This is a genomic window from Gemmatimonadota bacterium (genome assembly GCA_016719105.1).
In the GTDB taxonomy this organism is placed as follows: Bacteria; Gemmatimonadota; Gemmatimonadetes; order Gemmatimonadales; family Gemmatimonadaceae; genus SCN-70-22.
On the sequence record JADKAQ010000017.1, the window covers coordinates 205858 to 224073 of the forward strand.

The window sequence follows — 18216 nt, forward strand, 5'->3', positions numbered from 1 at the left end:
CCCCACGGTCACGGGGGTGAGCCGCGGACCAAGCCTCGGGACCAGCGCACGCCCGATCGCCGCGAGACTGACGCTCGCGCTGCGGGCGTCGATGGGCTCGGTCGACCGCTGGTGCCTGAGGATGGCGAGGGGCTCTCCCGCCAGGCCGTGGCGCGACGGGTAGGCGGTTGGCGGTCGGAGGAGTGCCGAAGTGCCGCGAGCGCAACGTTCGCTCCACGATGAAAGGGGGACCGGTAGCACCGGCCCCCCCGCTCGTACCATCGATCGCGCCGTCGTTACCGACGACGCGTCATGGCCTCAACGTCCTCGCGTACGCGAGATACAAGGCGTCGAGCTGCGCGATGGTGAGCCCGGTGCGCGTCGTGATCTCCTGCAGCAGCATCGCGTTGGTGAACGCGGTGCCGGGCGTTGCGCGGATGCGCGCCAGAATCGCCGGCAGGATCGCGGGATACTGGTGATTCAGGTACTCCACGAACATGACCGCCTGCGCTTGGCGCACGGCCACGGGGGTCCGCAGCTCGATGCCCACGAAGAAGCGCGCGTTCGGCAGGCGCACCTGGGCGGCGAGCGTGGTGGTCTCGCCGACGGCCGTCAGCGTGGCGGTCGATGGGGTGACCACCACCGACTGAATAGTGGGCGGCGGAGGGTTGGGAGTGGTGGCCTTGTCGCCGCCGGAGCACGCGAGTGCGCCAAGCAACGCGATGCCGAGCGCGAAGCCTCGAGGGGAGGGGGGAGGGGCATGTGGGCAATCCGGTGAGCGTGAGAGGCGGAGTGCCTACCCAACAAGCGACAGTTCCCGGCGATCCGGATATTTCTGGCTTCGCCCGCCGCCCCACCCATTTGCCCCGCGCCGCGATCGGCGCCAACATATGGGGTCCGTTCCGTCACGCGTCCCGCCTCCGGCGCGCGCGGCAGGCTGCTGTTCCCCCGTACATCTCCACCGACGGCCGCAACTCCGGCCATCCCCCGGGAGCCCTTCGTGAGAGCGTCTCGTTTCATCCTCGGCATCGCGGCGCTCGCCGCCGGCTCGCTCGAGGCCCAGCAGTCGTCCCGCACGCAGCCGGTCACCGGGCTGCGCGACAACAGCACGGGCTACCACGCCCTGGTGGGGGCGCGCGTCGTCACTGCCCCTGGCCAGGCGCTCGACAACGCGACGATCGTCGTGCGGAACGGCGTCATCACCGCGGTGGGCGCCGGCCTGAGCGCGCCAGCCGGTGCCCGCGTGTGGGACCTCAAGGGGCTCACGGTCTATCCCGGCTTCATCGACGCCTCGGCTGATCTTGGCGGTGACGCGCCGCCGCAGGGGGGCGATGTGGGCCCCACGCACTGGAATCCGCAGGTGCGCGCCTGGTTCAGCACGACGGCCAACCTCAAGGACGATTCCACGCGACGCATCGCGCTTCGCTCGCTCGGCTTCGGCGCCGCGCTCGCGGTGCCGAGGCAGGGGATCTTCCGCGGCAGCGCTTCGGTGCTCAACCTCGGCGATGCGGGCGCGCGCGAGCGCATCATGCGCCCCGACCTCGCGCAGGCGATCGGTTTCCAGCGCTCCTTCGCACTGGGCGGGATGTATCCCAACTCGGCGATGGGGACGATTGCGCTGATGAAGCAGACCTTCATGGATGCGGAGTGGTACATCCGCGCCTGGGGGGCGTACGAGGGGAGCGGGCGCGCGTTGCTCCCGCCAGAGACGAGCGAGGCGCTCGCCGCGCTTGGCAAGGCGGTGAAGGGGCAGCAGCCCGTCTTCTTCGAGACGGGGAGCGAGGAGGAATACCTCCGCGCGTACAAGCTCGCGCAGGACTACAAGCTCACCCCGTGGTTCCGCGGCAGCGGCCAGGAGTATCGCCTCCTCGACGTGCTCAAGGGACGCACGCAGCCGCTGGTGGTGCCGCTCGCCTTCCCCGATGCGCCTAACGTGTCCGGTCCCGAGGCGGCGGCCAACGCGACGCTGGCGGAGTTGCGGCACTGGTACCTGGCCCCGACCAACCCGGCGCAACTGGCGGCGGCCGGGGTGCCGTTCGCCATCACGGCCGATGGTCTCTCGTCGCTGGCGCAGTTCCTCCCCAACCTGCGGACTGCCGTTGCGCGTGGGCTCGCGCCCGACAAGGCGCTGGCTGCGCTGACAACGATTCCTGCGGCATGGCTGGGGATCGAGAAGACGCACGGGACGATCGCGGTCGGCAAGGCGGCCAACCTGGTGGTGAGCGAGGGAGACCTCTTCACCCAGGAGTCGGCGGTGCGCGATGTGTGGGTGCAGGGGACGCGCTACGGCGTGACGCGCCCACCGCAGGTGGATCCGCGCGGGACGTGGACGATCACGTCGTCCGACGCCGGGACCTTCAACAGCGCCACGCTGCGCCTGGAAGGGCCGCTCAATCGCATTCGCGGGACGATCGAGATTGCCGGGCGTCGTCCGGTGAACCTGACGTCGGCGCGCATCACCGCCGAGACGGGGCGACTGGAGGCGACCTTCCCCGGCGAGGCGGTGGGGCTGGAAGGGGCGATGCTGCTGGCGGGGTCGGTGCGGGAGGCGGAGTTCTTCGGCTGGCTGTCGCTGCCTAACGGGACCGACGCCACGTATCGGGGGACGCGCACCGAGACGTACGAAGGGCCTGCCCGCGGCGCCGTCGCGGTGAAGGTCCCCAAGCTCGACCTGCCGTTCATGCGACCCTCCATGGAGTTCGGTCGCACGGCGGCGCCGGTGCAGCCGGCGGCGGTGGTGGTGCGCAACGCCACGGTGTGGACGCAGGGGGGGCAGGGCCGTCTGGAGAACGCCGACCTGCTGGTGCAGGCCGGCAAGGTGGTCCGCGTGGGGCAGAAGCTCTCGGCCCCCACCGGCGCGGTCGAGATCGACGCCACGGGGAAGCACGTCACCCCTGGGCTCATCGATCCGCATACGCACTCGGGAGTGAGCGCGGTGAACGAGAGCGGCTTCGCCATTGTCCCCGAGGTGCAGATGGGGGACGTGATCACGCACAACAACATCTGGTTCTATCGCCAGCTCGCTGGCGGGCTGACCACCACGATGATCAAGCACGGCTCGGCCAACCCGATCGGCGGCGAGAACGTGTACGTGAAGATCCGCTGGGGGTCGCTGCCTGACGAGTACAAGATTGCCGGGGCGCCGCGGACGGTGAAGTTCGCGCTCGGCGAGAACCCCAAGCGCTCCCCCACGCGCTATCCCAACACGCGCATGGGGGTGCAAGAGATCATTCGCGACCACTTCCTGGCTGCGCGCGACTACCAGAAGGAATGGAAGCGCTGGGAGAAGGAGAAGACGGGGATCCCGCCGCGCCGCGACCTGCGCATGGAGGCGATCCTCGACATCCTCGACCAGAAGCTGCTGGTGTCGTCGCACGGCTATCGCGCCGACGAGTTCCTGGCGCTCGTGCGCCTGGCGGAGGAGTTCGGCTTCCGGATCCAGACGCTGCAGCACGGCGTGGAAGCGTTCAAGATCGCCAGTGAGCTCAAGGCGTCGGGCGTTGCCGCCGTGGTCTGGAGCGACTGGGGGGCGTTCAAGATGGAGGCGTATGACAACACGACGTACAATGCGCGCCTGCTGATGGAAGCGGGCGTCGTGACATCGCTCCACTCGGACAACGCCGAGATCTCGACGCGCATGAACTGGGAGGCGGGGAAGCTGCTCCGCACCGGCGTCGACGAGATCGCCGCCCTCTCCACCGTCACCAACCAGTCGGCCAAGGCGATCGCGATCGACAGTCGGGTCGGGTCGCTCGAAGCGGGGAAGGATGCCGACTTCGTGATCTGGAACGGCAACCCGCTGTCGCAGTTCACCAAGGCCGAGCAGACGTGGGTGGACGGCCGACGCTACTTCTCGCTCGACGAAGACACGGCGCTGCGGGCGGAGACGGCCCGGCAGCGTGCGCAGCTCATCCAGGCGGTGCTGGCGGCAGCGCCCGCGGAGAACGCGCCGGCTGGCGCCCCCGCGCGTCCCCGTGGCACGGAGGGCTCGCGCCGATGACCCGCTCATTCCTTCTCCGACGCCTAACCCTGCGCATCATGCCCTCCACCGCGACCTCTCCCTCGATGCGCACCGTGCGCAGCGCTCTGCTCGCGCTGGCTGCGTCGATGACGCTCGCGCCGGTCGCGCTGCGCGCGCAGGAGCGCATGACCGTTCCCCCGCAGGATCGGCCCTTCGTACTGCGCGGGGCGACGATCCACACCGTCACCAAGGGGACGATCACCAACGGGACGATCGTCTTTGACCGCGGCCGGATCACCGCGATCGGCGGCGCCGAGGTGGCGGTGCCGACGGGTGCCAAGGTGGTGGATGTGAGCGGGAAGCACATCTATCCCGGACTGGTCGACGCCTACAGCACGGTCGGCATCACCGAGATCGGCGCGGTGGATGTCTCCAACGACATCAACGAACTCGGCGACTTCAACCCGAACGTGCGCGCCGAAGTCGCGGTGAACGCCGAGAGCCGGCACATCGGCACCACTCGCTCCGCCGGCGTGCTCGTCGCCTTCAGCACGCCGGAGGGCGGGGTGATCTCGGGGCTGTCGTCGGCGCTGTCGCTGGAAGGGTGGACGTGGGAAGAGATGTCGATGAAGGGGGCCGCGGCGCTCAACGTGAAGTGGCCCGACCCCAACGCGCAGCCGCGCCGTGGCTTTGGTGGTGGCCCTGGCGGTCGTGGCGCCGGCGGTCCGCCCCCCAAGAGCTACGCCGAGCAGGTGCAACAGATCAAGGACTGGTTCGGCGAGGCGCGGGCGTATCGTGATGCGGTGAAGTCGGGGCAGGACGTGCGCACCGATTCGCGCTATGCGGCGATGATCCCGGCACTCAACGGCGCGATCCCGGTGGTGGTGGCGGCCGAAGGGGCGGCGCAGATCAACGACGCGATCACGTGGGCCAAGGCCGAGGGGGTGAAGCTGGTGATCCGCGGCGGGCGCGACGCGCTGTTCGTGGCCGACCGGCTCAAGGCGGAGAACGTCCCGGTGATTCTCACGTCGACGATGTCGGCCCCGGATCGGGACTACGAAGGGTACGACGGGGCATATGCGACGCCGGCCAAACTGCATGCAGCGGGCGTGAGGTTCGCCATCTCCGGCGGTTCGGGGGGGCTCTACAGCAATCGCCTGCCGTGGGAGGCCGGTGTTGCGGTCGCCTTCGGCCTGCCGGAGGAAGAGGCGCTCAAGGCTGTCACCATCAACGCCGCCGAGTTCCTGGGAGTGTCCGACAAGGTGGGGTCGCTCGAGGTCGGGAAGGAGGCGACGCTGCTGATCACGACGGGGACGCCGCTGGACATGACGAGCAACATCATCCAGTCGTACATCCAGGGGCGCGAGATCAACATGATGGACATCCACAAGCTCTTCTTCCAGAAGTACATGGAGAAGATCAAGCAGCAGACGCCGAAGAAGGTGGTGCCGTGAACGGTGGCGCGCGCTCACTCGTTGACCTGTGAGAGCGTCGCCGCATCAACACGGCTGATTTCGGAGGATTGTCGTGATGGATGCGCTAACCCGGGAATTCCTGATCGCCTGCGAGATGCACTCGCCATCGCGCCTGCGGGCGGTGCTGGACGCCGGCTTCGATGTCCACGCCCGATCGACGGGACGAGTCCCGTGATGCAGCTGGTCGAGATGTACTTCCGATCGGATCACTTTCCCCACTGTCTCGCGCTGTTGCTCGGCGCCGGCGCCGAGCTCGAGGATCCGCGGCTCGCCCCCGTGCTCCTGAACGACGCGGCGATGCTGGCCGACGCGATCACGCGCGATCCGCAGTTGGTGTCCCATCGCACCTCGCTTCGCTGCGCCTTCACGCCGCTCATCGGTGCCACGCTGCTGCACGTCGCGGCCGAGTACGGGCACCGCGCCGCCGCCGAAGTCCTGATCGCACACGGGGCTGACGTAAACGCACGCGCCGCGGTCGATGCCGACGGCTCAACGGGCACACGCCGCTGTTCCACACCGTGAATGCCAATGCCAACCGGTCGGCGCCGGTGATGGAGCTTGCTGGCGCACGGGGCCCGCACGGACCTTCTGCTCCCCCGGTATCACCGGGGACACGGCTTTCCGTGGGCCACGACCTGTTTCGACGTCACGCCGATCGCGTACGCGCAGCTGGGCGCGCTGCCGCAGTTCCAGCGAGCGGAGACCGACGTTGCCGCCAATGTGATCGCCATGCTCGGCGCTGCCGGTCGCCGGATCCCGTCCGACCTCAATGTGCCTAACCGCTACCTCAGGGCGGGTGATCCCCGCTCCCGCGCTTCGTTGCGTGCGGCTTGGTTGCGAAGGCTGAAGCGGCGGCTAACGTAGTGCGGACGCGCGCACCGCGACGAACGTCCGGCGAGCGGCGCTGACGAACTCCCGGCAGCGGCGGGTTGCACGATGGCAAAGGCAAAGTCCCTGACCGCGAAACAGCGCGAGGCGCTGCTGAGCGTATTGAAGGCCCGCTTCGAGCAGCACATGCAGCGGCATGCCGGTCTCGCGTGGGCCAAGGTGTACGCGAGGGTGGACGGCGCAGACGATCGGTTGTGGTCGCTCAACGAAATGGAACAGAGCGGCGGCGAGCCTGATGTGGTGGGCGTGGACGACACCACGGGCGAGTACCACTTCGTCGATTGCTCGGCCGAGAGCCCGAGTGGCCGGAGAAGTCTGTGCTACGATCAGGAGGCGCTGGAAGCGCGGAAGGAGAACAAGCCCAAGGGAGCGCGGCGGAGATGGCGAGCCGGATGGGCGTCGAGCTGCTGACGGAGGCGCAGTATCGCGCGCTGCAGGCGCTGGGCGAGTTCGACCGGAAGACGTCGAGTTGGGTGAAGACTCCCGCCAACATCCGAGCGCTCGGCGGCGCGGTCTTCTGCGATCGCCGCTACGACACGGTGTTCGTGTATCACAACGGGGCGGAGTCGTACTATGCCGCGCGGGGGTTCCGAGGGCTGCTCAAGGTGTGAGTGTCCGGCGCCATGTGCGCCGATCCATCTACAGTGTGCCGGCGACGCCGCAGCACGAAGAGCGCGACAGCGCGTGGTGGCGCGTCGGAATTGTGTCGGTCGCGCACGGCTGCGATCACGGTTCGTAACGTGATCGCCTCAGCTTGGACACTGCTGTATCGGTCGAGAACCGGCCGGTCCAGACTGTTGCAACATGGAAACCACCACTTCGACCGCCGCCGCGGATAGCATCGCCGTCTTCACAGCCGATCGGTTCGTGGAGGGGCTGTACGCCTCGCTCGCCTGGGAAGCAACGATTCAGCTCGGCGATGCCGCGATCTCATCGCGCCCTGGTCGAACGGGTATTGCGCCGCGCGTGGGACGAGCGCGATCGATTCGCGACCGCCGACGCGCTCCTGCGGCACGCGCGCGACGCGGCGCGCGACGCGATCGCGCGCGAGGCGGAACGTCGGCTGGACGTCACGAAGTTCGACGATGACACGCAGCGCATGCTCCCGTTGCCCGGAGACCTGCATGCCATGTCGGCCGTCGAGGTGCATCGTCGACTGGTGGAGCATGGGTCGGCCAATGGTATCGGCGACGTAGCGCCGCCGACGATCGCTCCGGCGTTCGCACCGGCAGCACCGGCAGCACCGGCAGCACCGGCAGCACCGGCAGCACCGGCAGCACCGGCAGCACCGGCAGCATCGGCAGCATCGGCAGCATCGGCAGCATCGGCAGCATCGGCAGCATCGGCACCATCGGCGTCACCGGCAGCGAGCTTTTCACCCGCAGCATCGGCGGCGCGGTCATCCGAAGTCACCGGCGGTCCGAGCCTCGCAATGCCATCGGCGAGCGCGCACGCATCGTCCAGCACCGTTGCTCACGTCGACGCCACTCGCGTGGCACGAGGGCGGTCGACTCCCGCGCCCGCGCCCGTGGTGGTTACCGATGCACCGCGGCGCATCGTTGCGACGCCCGAGCCGGCGGTCGGGGCGGGAGTCGCGCGACCGTCCGACGTTAGGCGCTCGTCTGCCGTACGCGAGCGTCCGCACCTGCGCGCGGCATCGTTCATCACGCACGAAGACCGCAAGGGCTTTCGGCCGCGCGTCGTGGCGGGCGCCCTCGCCCTCGTGGCGGTCTGCGCGGTGCTGGCATGGAAGGCCCTGGGCGGTGACTCGGCCGAGTCGGTCGCGATCGCCGCGCTCGACGCACCGAGCGGAGCGTCCGGGGCGACCAAGGACGGGGAACAACTCACGCTGGCGCTCCCAGGTGGCTCGATCGCCCGGCTGGGAGCGGGGGCGTCGATCAAAGCGAGTGCCACCTTTGGCGACGGTGCGCGTGCGCTCACGATCGCCGGGCCCGTCAGCGTCTCCGTGGCCGATCGCGAGGGTGCACCCGTCGCCTTCGGCACGGGAGCGCATCGCTGGGTCATGCACGAAGGGGTGGTCGCCTTTGCGCCTGACGGTGAGCGCCTGCTGGCGAAGGTCGACAGCGGAGTCGTCACGTTCGTCGCCGGCAAGAACCGGACATCGATCGAGAGCGGACGCACGGTCGCGGTCTCGGCCGACGGTTCCATCGTTCCGGTCGAGGGCGCGGCGCAGGACGAAGCGTTCTCCTGGCAACGCGGGCGATTGCAGCTGCGCGACGCGTCGATGCTCCAGCTGCGCGAGCGCATCCAGCAGTGGTATGGCCTCGACGTGCGCTTCGCCTCGCCTCGTGCCTCCAGCGAGCGGGTCACGCTCGACGTCCCGCTCGAGCCAGCCGACAGCCTGTTGGCCGCCCTGGCCACGCTCGGCGGCGGGGAGATCGAGCGCGCGGGAGGTGTGGTCACCGTTGGCCTAACGCAATCGAAGCCCGCGCGCCGCACGGCGGCGTCGCCGCGGCCCCGTGGACGCGAGTCCCTTTCGGCCTTACCGGCGATGCCGCGAATTCAGCCGCTGCCGACCATTCCGGACGAGTGATCGGGAGGTAGTCGATCTCGTCGATCACCACGAGGCTGGAACAGACGGAACGTCCTGCTGCGTCGCGGCCTTGCCTACTTCCCCTCGAACTTCCGGGCCACGTCCTCCGCCATTCGCTTGAGCATCGCCAGCTCGTCCGTCCCGTGATGGCGTGCCTCGACGGTGATCAGGTAGCGATAGCGCGTTACTACGGTCACCTTCGAGTCCTTGTTGTCCTTGTCGAATTCCTCCGTGCCCCAGGTGAATGGGGTGTCCATCTTCAGCGTCGTCATGCGACGGTGCGCGTCTTCCTGGCTGAGGTTCATCATCATCGGGAGCGCCATGATCCCATACGCGGACTGGGTACCGCCGAAATCGACCAGCGTAACCTGCACGCTCGGGGCGCTGCCATCGGGGGGGGCCGGCTTGCTGAACGTCTGCTCGGCCTGTGACATCGAGAAGCCGGTCATGCTCTGGCTTGACCCACTTGGCTCCTCGTCCGCCTTGTAGCCGTCTGGCGCCGATGGGAGGTACTTCTGAAGTTCCTGGTACCCCATCGCGACGGTATCACCCCTGCTCCGTCGCTCCTCCTGGAACTTGGCCGCTTCGTTCTGGTTGTCCACGATTTGTGGCGCCGCCGCAGCCGCGGCTTGCGCGGCGTTGGCCGCATTCTTCACGTCCTGAGCCTTCTCTCCACAGCCGACGACGGCGATGCCGGCTACAACCGCGAGAATGCGTGTGCGCATGGTCCCCTTCCTGCTGGAGTGAGGTGCGACCATCCCCTACGAGCGAACCCATAGCCTGAACGGCCGATACACTCAATCGGGGAAGCCACGCGACGTCGGGACGTGTCTCCCTGATGCGTGTCACCGTTCACGCATCCGGCGGTCGACCTCGTCGCCGATGTCAAGCCGGGTGTGGAGTCGCCGAGCGCTCGCGCACGACCTCGCGTACGCGCGCAAAGTTCTCCTCCGTACAGTGTATCCCGACCGGTTTGGAGCCGAGGGCTGCGCGAACCTGGATGTACCGACTTCGCGCGTCGATGGTGACCTTGCGAACGTCACGCCATGCGATGAACGCGCCCTGCTCTGCGCTGGCCAGGAGTCCTGCGCCGATGGCGGCCGGGGACCGCGACAGGAGTCCGATGAGTGTAGCCGCGTCCGCCGCACCGCGCGCACCCTTGCCGAGCCGGAAGTGCACGCCGCGGTTTGTCACGGCGTAGCCCGCGGTGAATCCTCCCGTCACGTCAATGACGATACCGACGGCAGCCCACAGGAACGCGAACAGGGCGAGTCCGCCCACGAGCACGATCAACCCGTCGTACGCGCCTGACGCGAGCGCCACGACGACGCTGAACAGCGTCACCGGGATGCCGAACACGAGGACGAAGCTCTTCCACAGTCTCGCACTGACGAGCATCCGGATGCGGACGGTCCATCCGGGAAGGAGGAGTTCCTCGGTGTCGTGCATTCTCACGCTCAGCTAGCGCCCGAACTTCACGGCACCTTCCATCACGGTGCCCATGTCGTCGATGATCTCGTGCACGCTCGACTTGCCGGTGAGCGCCGCGAGTTTGTGTCGCGCGGTGATGGGACCGATGCGGTTGGCACCGAAGTCCTCCATGACTTCCTGCACCTGCTTCCAGTGCGCGCGCGCCTGCCGCAGCGCCTCCTTCTGCGCCGGGGTGGTCGCCTTCGCGGCGGCCAGCACCGGATCCAGCTTCGTCTTCATGTCCTTCGCCGTACCTCGACAGATCTCCTGCAGCTTCGCGGCTTCTCCCATCGATGCGTTGTTGCGAAACTCCCAACCCTTGACGCTCGTGACGTCGGCGGCCTGCTGCGCCAATTCGGCCTTGAGCTTCGCGATGTTGGCCGGATCGCGCAGGTCTGACAGCCAGCCTTCGAACTTGCCCGTCGACCGGTCGCCAACGTCCTTGTACGCTTCGACGTTGACGCTCGTGGTCACCATCTCCCAGGCCTCCTCGGCGCTCTTCCCGGTCTTCTCCTTGAAGGCGCGATCGTAGGCATCGCGCGCCTCACGTTGCCACTCGGACACGCTCGATGGCTTGCCGTTGCGCAGGATCGCGCCCTTCGACGAGGGCGAGATCGTAGTCCATGCCGGCGGTGCCGGAGCTGCTCGCATTACGCACCGGCTGCACCTCCTGCGGGTTGAATCCCTTCTCCGCCATGCGCTCGTGGAAGCGCGCTTCGACGGTGGCGTGGATCGCCCGGTGATAGCTCTCGTAGGCGCGAATCGTCGCCGGCTTGGCCTGGCCCGACTTCAGCAGGTACATCTTGGCATGCTGGTCGGCATTGATCTCATTGGCTTGCTTCATCACGGCAGACTGCAGCTCCTTGATCTTCTTCGCTGACGCGCCGCTCGAGCCGGCGGCCTGCAGTTCGGCCTGGGCACGTTCGAAGGCTTCAACCTTCGCCTTTCCTGCTGCCTGATCGCGACGGAACTCGCGAGCGTTCACGAACTCCTGCGCGGTGGGCATGCGTCCGGTCGCACGAGGCGGGGCGAACGCGGGGCCACCGCCAATCCTTGCCACGGCGAACTGCGAGGCCTTGCCGGAGAGCCAACCGATGGCGAGCCCCTTGCCGCCTTCCTTGAGCGCACCAGGCCAGCCGCCGCCGTCCTGATAGCCATCAAACGACGAGACCCCCACCATCCCCACCGTGGACGACCACGCGACGCTCGACTTCAGCGCTTCCTTCACGCTGCCGCTGGCGATGTATCCCGTGGTGCCGGCGTACCCCATCGTACCGGCGCGGGCCAGCCACGTTGGCGCCGCGTAGACCACCCCCAACTCGCTCATGCCGGCCGACACCACGATCGTGCTTGCCGCGATGACGCTGTTCGCCACGAAGATGTTCTGCTCGGCGTCCAGCGCCGCCTCGTCGCCGAGCGCGCCCTGTCGCTGCCAGTAGCCGGTCACCTGACCGTGGAGCGCATTCGCGACGCGGCGAATGGCGGCGAAGTCGGCGCGCGCGATCGCCCCGCTCTCCAGCAGCTGCTTGCGCGCGAAGTCACGTAGCGCGTCGGCGTCCTCGCCCAGCGCCGCAAGGCGCAGGATCGCCGCCATCTCGCGCTGCGCTTCCTGCATGGCGAGCTGGTTCTCGCGGGTGTTGGCGATGAAGGCGTCGTGCGCGAACTCGTCGAACGGACTGCGCGTGTGCACCGGTTGTCCGGACTCGAGCGAGGCGATCAGGTCCTGCTCGGCGAGCTTGCTCGTCTCGGCCTGCATGATCTGGAAGTCGAGCGCGCGTGCCGCGGCCGGATCGGTGGCCTGTCCACGATCAGCGCGCAGCCGCGCGAGCGTCTGGTCGATGTATGCGACGTTCGATTGCAGCTCTTCGATGCGCTGCCGGTTCACGTCGCTCGCGGACTCGATCAGCACGGGTTGCGGGGCCGCGGCAGCTGCGGATTCCTGCTGAAGGACGTAGGTGTAGGTCTCGTCGTACTCACCAAAATCGGTGGACCCTGCCGAAACGATGGCCGGCGTGCGCACCTCGTACAGCAGCCGCCAGCTCTGGCCAGGCTTGCCTGCGGGCGCCGTGAGCGCTTCGGCGAACGCACCCGTCGCGCTGCGAGTACCGATCTCGTTCGGCAGGAGGTAGCCGTCGATGCCAAATGGGTACGGGAACTTGAGCTCCGGATACCGCGCGGTCGTGAAGCCGATTGGCGCGGCGACGACCACGAATCCCGCGCGCATACTCCACAGCGCAATGCCGGGAAGCCGCTCGGACGAGTAGAGCATCCCGGTCATGCCGGCGGTCTGAGCGATCCCGCGCGAAGATCACCGGACTGCTTGATTGAATAGGTGGCCGTCGAGCCAAACGACGCACCGACGGCGAGCCGCATCGGCGGTGGCGTGAAGTTGACACGGACCGTGCTGGACAACGTCACGCGCCGTGTTTCCGTCGGGAGATACACGTCCGTGAACTGCGTCACGTCGAAGCGTACACCGTGGCTTTCGGGGGTGTACTTGTGCTCGGTCGTGTTGGGATGGTCCCCGATGTAGTAACCGACCGCATCGTACCCATCGTCCTTCATCTTCTTCAGCTTCGGCTCCACGCTCTGCAACACCCACACGAGGCCGTCGGCGGCAGCGTTCACGACCGCCGTCCCCGATGTCGTGGCCAGCACCGCGCGCGGCGACGGTTTCACCAGCTGTGCGGTCACGGCAAACGATCCCGCTTTCGCGAAGGTGTGAGGCAGCGACTTCGCCCGCGACGATGCCTTCGTGCCGTCGCCAAAGCTCCACTCGATCACGTACGCCGCCGGCAGCCTGCTCGCCTGCACGGTGAAGGTGACGGGCTCCCCCACGGTGGCGTGCACCGACGACGGTACCAGGCGAAACGCCGGCACCAGCTGCTGTGTCACCGTGAGTGCCGAGTCGTGATGCGCACGAACACGCGCCTTGGCTTGCGTGGCATCCGGTGGATCGCCGAGCGCATCGACTTGCTGGCCGATGTCGGCCATGCGTCGGGTCAGGGACTGTAACAGCAGCAGCTGCTGCTGCGCGATGGCCAGTGCCTCACGGGTGGCCGATTCGTTGTTGTACGACGACGCCATCACCGCCTCGCGCCACGCGGCCTCGAGTTCGGCCGAGACCATGGGAATCGAGGAGCGGAGCGCGAGGAACTCCTGCAGGAGCGGGAGCAGCGCGTTGAGATAGGCGACGGCTTCCGGCGTGGGGAAGTCGTAGAGGGGCGCCCATTTCGACTCGAACTGCCGAGTCTCGTCAGGTGACATCGCCCCCTGCATGCTGCGCATCGCCTCCACGGCCGCCGACACTGCACCGGTGAACTGCGTGGGGGTGATGGTCGCGACGCTCAATCGCGGGGCGAGCGTTAACGTGGGCAAGGACTGTGCAGCTGGGGGCTGCACGGCCGTCGCTGGCGATGGTGGTGGGGGTGGTGACCTCGGCGGCGGCTTCTGCGGCGATGCCGTTCGAAACGACAGTACGCTGCACAGGAGAACGAAGCCGGTGCGTGATGCGCACGACCGGACACCGACCCGACGTTTCGGCTTGGAGAGCATGATTCGGCCTTCGAGAGGCAGAGATCCATCGTTACGCTCACATGCCGGGCTGCAGTGTAGTGGGAATGCTTACGGCAGCGGAACTAAGTCAGGATGAGCGCGTGTTCGGGAGATGTTGCCGCACCATCACCGCGCCCGGCGCGTAGACTTGGCGAAGCGCAGGTCGGTATCGGCCAGACGTGCCGCCGTAGCCTGCGTGACGCGACCCCCAACCGCGGCTGACTCACGACGCAAGCCAATCAGCAGGCATCCATGAACCCCGTCACAGACATTCGCGAACGACGCAACCTCGGACGTGTCTCGTGCGCGTTGATACCGCACACCCTCTCAGAGAGCGCGATGGACCTCGCCGACCGCGCCGTACAGAGCGTCGGCCTGCGAGCGCTCGAAGACGCCTGGCTCGAGATTAGCGAGAGCGACGCGGAGTCGATCGCGACCGGCATTCTGCACCGCGACCTCGCCTATCACACGGAGATCATGCCGTTGGCGCTGGCCGCCGAGCTGGCGAGCGAGCTGTTGTCGCAGGTGCCGCAGCCCATGACGTGCTTCACTAACGGCGACTGGGCGGAGGCCTTCAGCGAGAACCTGGAGTCGCTTGACTCGGTCGGCTTCGATCCGATCTCCGATGCCGCGCTCGACGCCGGGATCATCTGCGTGGGCGACGGAGTGACGGCGCTGCTCTGGGAGGACGAGGACCAGGACGTCAGGGGCGCGAGGGGGGGGGCGCGACGCGCCTGGTTGGCGCGGCCTCCGTCACCGCGTGAGAGTGAAGTGCCCGCTGGCGCCCGTCGTGCCGTTGATGTTGATGTCGACGGCGTGCTTTCCGGGGTAGTAGCGCCGGGTGGTGACCACCTTCATGGAGTGGCGCTTCGTCAGGTGCAACTCGCCACCGGCGGGGAGCGTCACGCGCCATCCCTTGAAGACCTTGGGTGATGTGCGGCCGTCCTGCTTCTGGTGATGCCCCACGTAGTCGATCACCAACGGCTGCGGCGACCGGGCGGTCGAGCGCAGGGTCAGCGTCATCGTGAACGACTCGCCGACGGCCACCCGGCGCGGCGTGATGGTCAGCGCCGCCGTCCCCCTGAAGTCCCGCCCGAGCCCCCACGCTGATAGCACGCGGCGATCGCCGCGCTTGATGAGGGTGCGGCTGGCGTGCTGCAACAGCGCGCGCCGCTCGTCGCTGGCATGCTTCAGGTGCTCCTCGAGCCACTGCGCAACGATGGCCGGATGATCTTTGGCGATGTCGTTGAGGTGATTGGCCACGCTCCGTCGCACGTATTCGCTCGGGTCATCCTGCAGGGCGCTGAGAAGCGGGAGCGTGGGCGATGGGTCGGCGATGAGTGCCTTGAGCTGCAACCCCCACGGGAGGCGTGGGCGGCTCCCCTCGCTCACCAGGCGCCGCACATGGGCGCTGGGGTCGGTGGTCCACCGCCTGAGCGTGGCAAAGGCGAGTTCGGGATGGGCCACGATGATCGGGCGGATCGCGAACTCGGCGGTGAAACGCTGCGTGAAGGCGTGCAACGCCTGCAGTGCGCGCTCCGGTCGGGCGAGGCCGCGACGTGCCACGTACTCGCCCGCCGACCAGAGGATCCACCCCTTGAGGCCGTCATCGGCGAGTTGGAGCCCCGCCATGTTATCCCCAGACTCGGCTGGCGCGAGTGCGCCCTCTAGGATGCCGGCCGCTTGCGCGAAATCGTCAGGAAGCGTCGCCTCGAGCGCGTCGGCGACCTGCATGGCGCGCGCCTTGAGTTCGAGCGATTCCAGCCCGCGCACGCTCAGCGCGGTGAACCGCGGTGCGTCGAACGCGGGCCACACGCGTTGCAGCTGCTGCGCGGCGGCGTGCACCAGCGCGGGCTTGATGAGGTGCTTGAACGGCTCGGCCAGGGACGGGCTCCGTGCGGGGGGCGTCCTGAATATGCGCGTCGCTAGCCGACGCTCGCCACCACGGCCTGGTGCGTCGATGCGTCAGCCGGAATCAGGTGCTCCACGCGCAGCGACGCGAGGGTGATGTCCTGCGGGGTGCCGAAGGTCGTGAAGAGGCTGAAGAACGACAGGTCACCAGCTGCCGTTGTGTAGGTGGCGGCGAGCACGGGGGCCGGTGCGGTCCCCACGCGCCCGCGCAGCCCCTTCTCACCCAGGCGCTCGCGCAGCACACGTGCCAGCGCCTCGGCGCGAGCCTCCAGCGCAGGGACGCCGAGCGCCTCGTGTCGGACGTGGGCGAGCAGCGCGGGGCCCACCTCGGCCAGGTTGCGCACACGTGTGACGATTCCGTCCGGATGGACGAAGGCGTCGAGCAGGTTGAGCGGCGCCGCCGCGGCGAGGAGCGCGGGTGGTACGAGGAGCGACGCGAGCCAGTGGCCCCCGCGGTTCCCCCCGCGCACGTTCCACTCCGCGTCGAGCAGGAGGGCGGGTAGGGGATCGTGCGCCTGCACGAGACGATCGAGTGCCTCGCGTGCGCGCGTGAGCGCGGGGTCGTGCAGCGGCCGAGGAATACACGGGGGCGTAGCCGGCTTGCAGCATCGCCTCGTTTCGGACGACGAGTGGTGCCTCGAGCTCGTGCAGCCACCCCGCCAGCAGCTCGCGGCTGGGCGCGGCACGACCGCTCTCCACGAAGCTCACGTGGCGTTGCGACACGCCGAGCCTGAGCGCGAGCTGCAGCTGGCTCAGTCGGCGTGCCTTGCGTGCGGCGACGAGGGCACGCCTGAGGGGAGGTGTGTCGTTCGGCATGACGAAATCTTGCCCGCGATGGCGCGACGGCAATGACCTCCGACGTAATTGCCGCGCCGCGCGCGCGGCGTCACCCTGCGGCAACCCTTCCGCGGAGACTGACCATGTCCAGGCGCATCCTGCTCGCGATCCTCCTCCCGTTTGCGGTGCTGAGTGGCATCGCACTCTGGCACCACGGCTTCTGGGGGATCATCGCACCGCACTTCAAGAGCTGGGGGCAGGGCAGGTCTTCGCCGACCTGGTGATCGCTCTCACGCTCGTCATCACCTGGATGTGGCGCGACGCGAAGGCGACGGGGCGCAATCCTCCCTGGGTGGTGGCCACGCTCATCGGTGGCTCGTTTGGCCCGCTCGTGTACCTGCTCACACGGCGCAGCGACACGCGCGCGCGCACTCAGGGAAAACACCCTTAACGCCCCTCGGCGACGGGCATAGCTTCTGGACGTCACGCCCACCGATCGCCCGAGCCATTCGAAGGCCTGTCGCCATGACCGTTCCAGTCGCCACGACCGCGGCGCCGTCGCGCGCGGAACTCGCCGAGCGCCTCGACCGCGTGCGCGCGCGCATGCGCAGCACGGACGTCGATGTATACGTGTGCTTCGACCCGGTCAACATCTACTACCTCACGAACTTCGCCAACTACGTCCACGAGCGGCCATTCCTCCTGGTCATCCCGCTCGACGGCCTCCCGGTCATGGTGGCGCCGCTCCTCGAGACGAGCCACGTGCGCGCTCGCGCCGGCTGCGACCTCGCGTATGCGACGTACGCCGAGTTTCCCGCGCCGTCGGGCGCGAACTGGTTCGATGTGTTCCGAACGCTGATTCCTGCCGAATCGCGGGTGGGGGTCGAATCGGCGATGCCGATCGGGATCTTCGAGCGCACGCCCGGAGTGAAGGCTGTGGTCGACGTGATCGAGGAGGCGCGACTCGTGAAGACACCGTACGAGATCGCGCGCAACGTGCACGCTTGCCAGATCGTGACGGCGGGGCACGAGAAGTTGCTGCAGCTGTGTCGCCCCGGCGTCCCCGAGGCGGTGATCTACGGTGGCGTGACGCAGTTCATGATGGCGATGGTCTTTCGCGACATCCCCACGGCGAACATCATGGTGACCAACGCGAAGGCCGCGGTGTGGCCGCCGTCCATCTCGTTCGACCCGCACCGCATCCCATCGTTAGGAATGCCGATGGAGAACGGCGGCCCTCACGTGTCGATCGTCACGGCACAGGTGGACGGCTATGGCGTGGAGTTGGAGCGCACCTTCTTCCTCGGCTACGTCCCCGAGTGGGCGGCGGCCCCCTTCGCCGCGATGCTGGAGGCGCGGGCGACGGCGTACGCCATGGCGCGCCCAGGGGCGATTCTCGCGGAGATCGATCGCGCGGTGCGAGCGGTGATCGCGCGACATGGCTACGGCGACTGCATCCTGCATCGCACAGGCCACGGCTTCGGGATCACCGGCCACGAAGGCCCCTACGTGGCGCTCGGCGATGAACGGACGCTGCAAGAGGGGATGCTGATCAGCATCGAGCCAGGGATCTACGTTGCCGGACGTGGGGGCTTCCGCCACTCGGACACGGTCCTGATCACGGCTGACGGCTGCGTGAGCCTGAC

13 protein-coding genes and 4 pseudogenes are annotated in these 18216 nt (G+C 68.1%); 8 read left to right on the forward strand and 9 right to left on the reverse strand.

Features of this window, described 5'->3' with window-relative positions; genetic code table 11:
- Nucleotides 1–289 precede the first annotated feature (289 nt).
- Nucleotides 290–622 carry a hypothetical protein gene (locus IPN47_18050; GenBank protein MBK9409910.1) on the reverse strand — a complete coding sequence of 111 codons (333 nt, stop codon included), beginning with the start codon at nucleotides 620–622 and terminating at the stop codon, nucleotides 290–292.
- 357 nt (nucleotides 623–979) lie between these two features.
- Between IPN47_18050 and IPN47_18055 the strand changes: the two genes are divergently transcribed.
- The 6 genes and pseudogenes from IPN47_18055 (at nucleotide 980) to IPN47_18080 (ending at nucleotide 8857) form a co-directional block, all read left to right on the forward strand.
- A complete protein-coding gene (locus IPN47_18055; GenBank protein MBK9409911.1) occupies nucleotides 980–3979 on the forward strand; it encodes an amidohydrolase family protein in 3000 nt (999 codons plus the stop codon).
- A 74-nt stretch (nucleotides 3980–4053) separates the two neighbouring features.
- Entirely contained in the window at nucleotides 4054–5394 is a 1341-nt protein-coding gene (locus IPN47_18060) for an amidohydrolase family protein (GenBank protein ID MBK9409912.1), read from the forward strand.
- Nucleotides 5395–5586: 192 nt separating this feature from the next.
- Nucleotides 5587–5937 (forward strand): hypothetical protein, encoded by a 351-nt coding sequence (locus IPN47_18065; protein MBK9409913.1) that lies wholly within the window; start codon nucleotides 5587–5589, stop codon nucleotides 5935–5937.
- Between the two features lie 414 nt (nucleotides 5938–6351).
- Nucleotides 6352–6914: pseudogene (locus IPN47_18070) on the forward strand (DUF4256 domain-containing protein).
- A gap of 616 nt (nucleotides 6915–7530) precedes the next feature.
- A pseudogene (locus IPN47_18075) lies at nucleotides 7531–7917 on the forward strand (hypothetical protein).
- Entirely contained in the window at nucleotides 7832–8857 is a 1026-nt protein-coding gene (locus IPN47_18080; GenBank protein MBK9409914.1) for a hypothetical protein, read from the forward strand. Before IPN47_18075 ends, IPN47_18080 begins: the two are co-directional and overlap by 86 nt.
- A 74-nt stretch (nucleotides 8858–8931) precedes the next feature.
- Here the strand turns inward: IPN47_18080 and IPN47_18085 are convergent, their stop codons facing one another.
- The 8 genes and pseudogenes from IPN47_18085 to IPN47_18120 form a co-directional block, all read right to left on the reverse strand.
- Nucleotides 8932–9582, reverse strand: coding sequence for a hypothetical protein (locus tag IPN47_18085; GenBank protein MBK9409915.1), 651 nt, complete (start codon nucleotides 9580–9582; stop codon nucleotides 8932–8934).
- 160 nt (nucleotides 9583–9742) lie between these two features.
- Nucleotides 9743–10306 (reverse strand): hypothetical protein, encoded by a 564-nt coding sequence (locus tag IPN47_18090; GenBank protein ID MBK9409916.1) that lies wholly within the window; start codon nucleotides 10304–10306, stop codon nucleotides 9743–9745.
- 12 nt (nucleotides 10307–10318) lie between these two features.
- A complete protein-coding gene (locus IPN47_18095; protein ID MBK9409917.1) occupies nucleotides 10319–10891 on the reverse strand; it encodes a hypothetical protein in 573 nt (190 codons plus the stop codon).
- Complete coding sequence (locus tag IPN47_18100) at nucleotides 10872–12605, reverse strand: hypothetical protein (GenBank protein ID MBK9409918.1); 1734 nt, start codon at nucleotides 12603–12605, stop codon at nucleotides 10872–10874. Before IPN47_18100 ends, IPN47_18095 begins: the two co-directional genes overlap by 20 nt.
- Complete coding sequence (locus tag IPN47_18105) at nucleotides 12602–13678, reverse strand: PKD domain-containing protein (GenBank protein ID MBK9409919.1); 1077 nt, start codon at nucleotides 13676–13678, stop codon at nucleotides 12602–12604. The genes IPN47_18100 and IPN47_18105 overlap by 4 nt, the downstream gene beginning before the upstream one ends.
- Before the next feature lie 668 nt (nucleotides 13679–14346).
- The gene (locus IPN47_18110) at nucleotides 14347–14532 is read right to left on the reverse strand and encodes a hypothetical protein (GenBank protein MBK9409920.1); all 186 of its coding nucleotides are present in this window, start codon (nucleotides 14530–14532) and stop codon (nucleotides 14347–14349) included.
- 103 nt (nucleotides 14533–14635) lie between these two features.
- Nucleotides 14636–15766 (reverse strand): DNA alkylation repair protein, encoded by a 1131-nt coding sequence (locus IPN47_18115; protein ID MBK9409921.1) that lies wholly within the window; start codon nucleotides 15764–15766, stop codon nucleotides 14636–14638.
- Nucleotides 15767–15807: 41 nt separating this feature from the next.
- Nucleotides 15808–16609, reverse strand: a pseudogene (locus IPN47_18120) (helix-turn-helix domain-containing protein).
- 104 nt (nucleotides 16610–16713) lie between these two features.
- Here IPN47_18120 and IPN47_18125 point away from each other — a divergent pair.
- Together IPN47_18125 and IPN47_18130 are read left to right on the forward strand one after the other, a co-directional pair.
- Nucleotides 16714–17021, forward strand: a pseudogene (locus IPN47_18125) (DUF2834 domain-containing protein).
- Nucleotides 17022–17095: 74 nt separating this feature from the next.
- Nucleotides 17096–18216 (forward strand): aminopeptidase P family protein (locus IPN47_18130; protein ID MBK9409922.1); only part of this gene is annotated, 1121 nt, incomplete at its 3' end.

Excerpts from the sequence above, each read along its gene's own strand:
- IPN47_18085 (MBK9409915.1), bottom strand. The coding sequence starts at position 9,582 with ATGCGCACACGCATTCTCGCGGTTGTAGCCGGCATCGCCGTCGTCGGC.
- IPN47_18090 (MBK9409916.1), bottom strand. The coding sequence starts at position 10,306 with ATGCACGACACCGAGGAACTCCTCCTTCCCGGATGGACCGTCCGCATC.
- IPN47_18100 (MBK9409918.1), bottom strand. The coding sequence starts at position 12,605 with ATGACCGGGATGCTCTACTCGTCCGAGCGGCTTCCCGGCATTGCGCTG.
- IPN47_18110 (MBK9409920.1), bottom strand. The coding sequence starts at position 14,532 with ATGATCCCGGCGTCGAGCGCGGCATCGGAGATCGGATCGAAGCCGACC.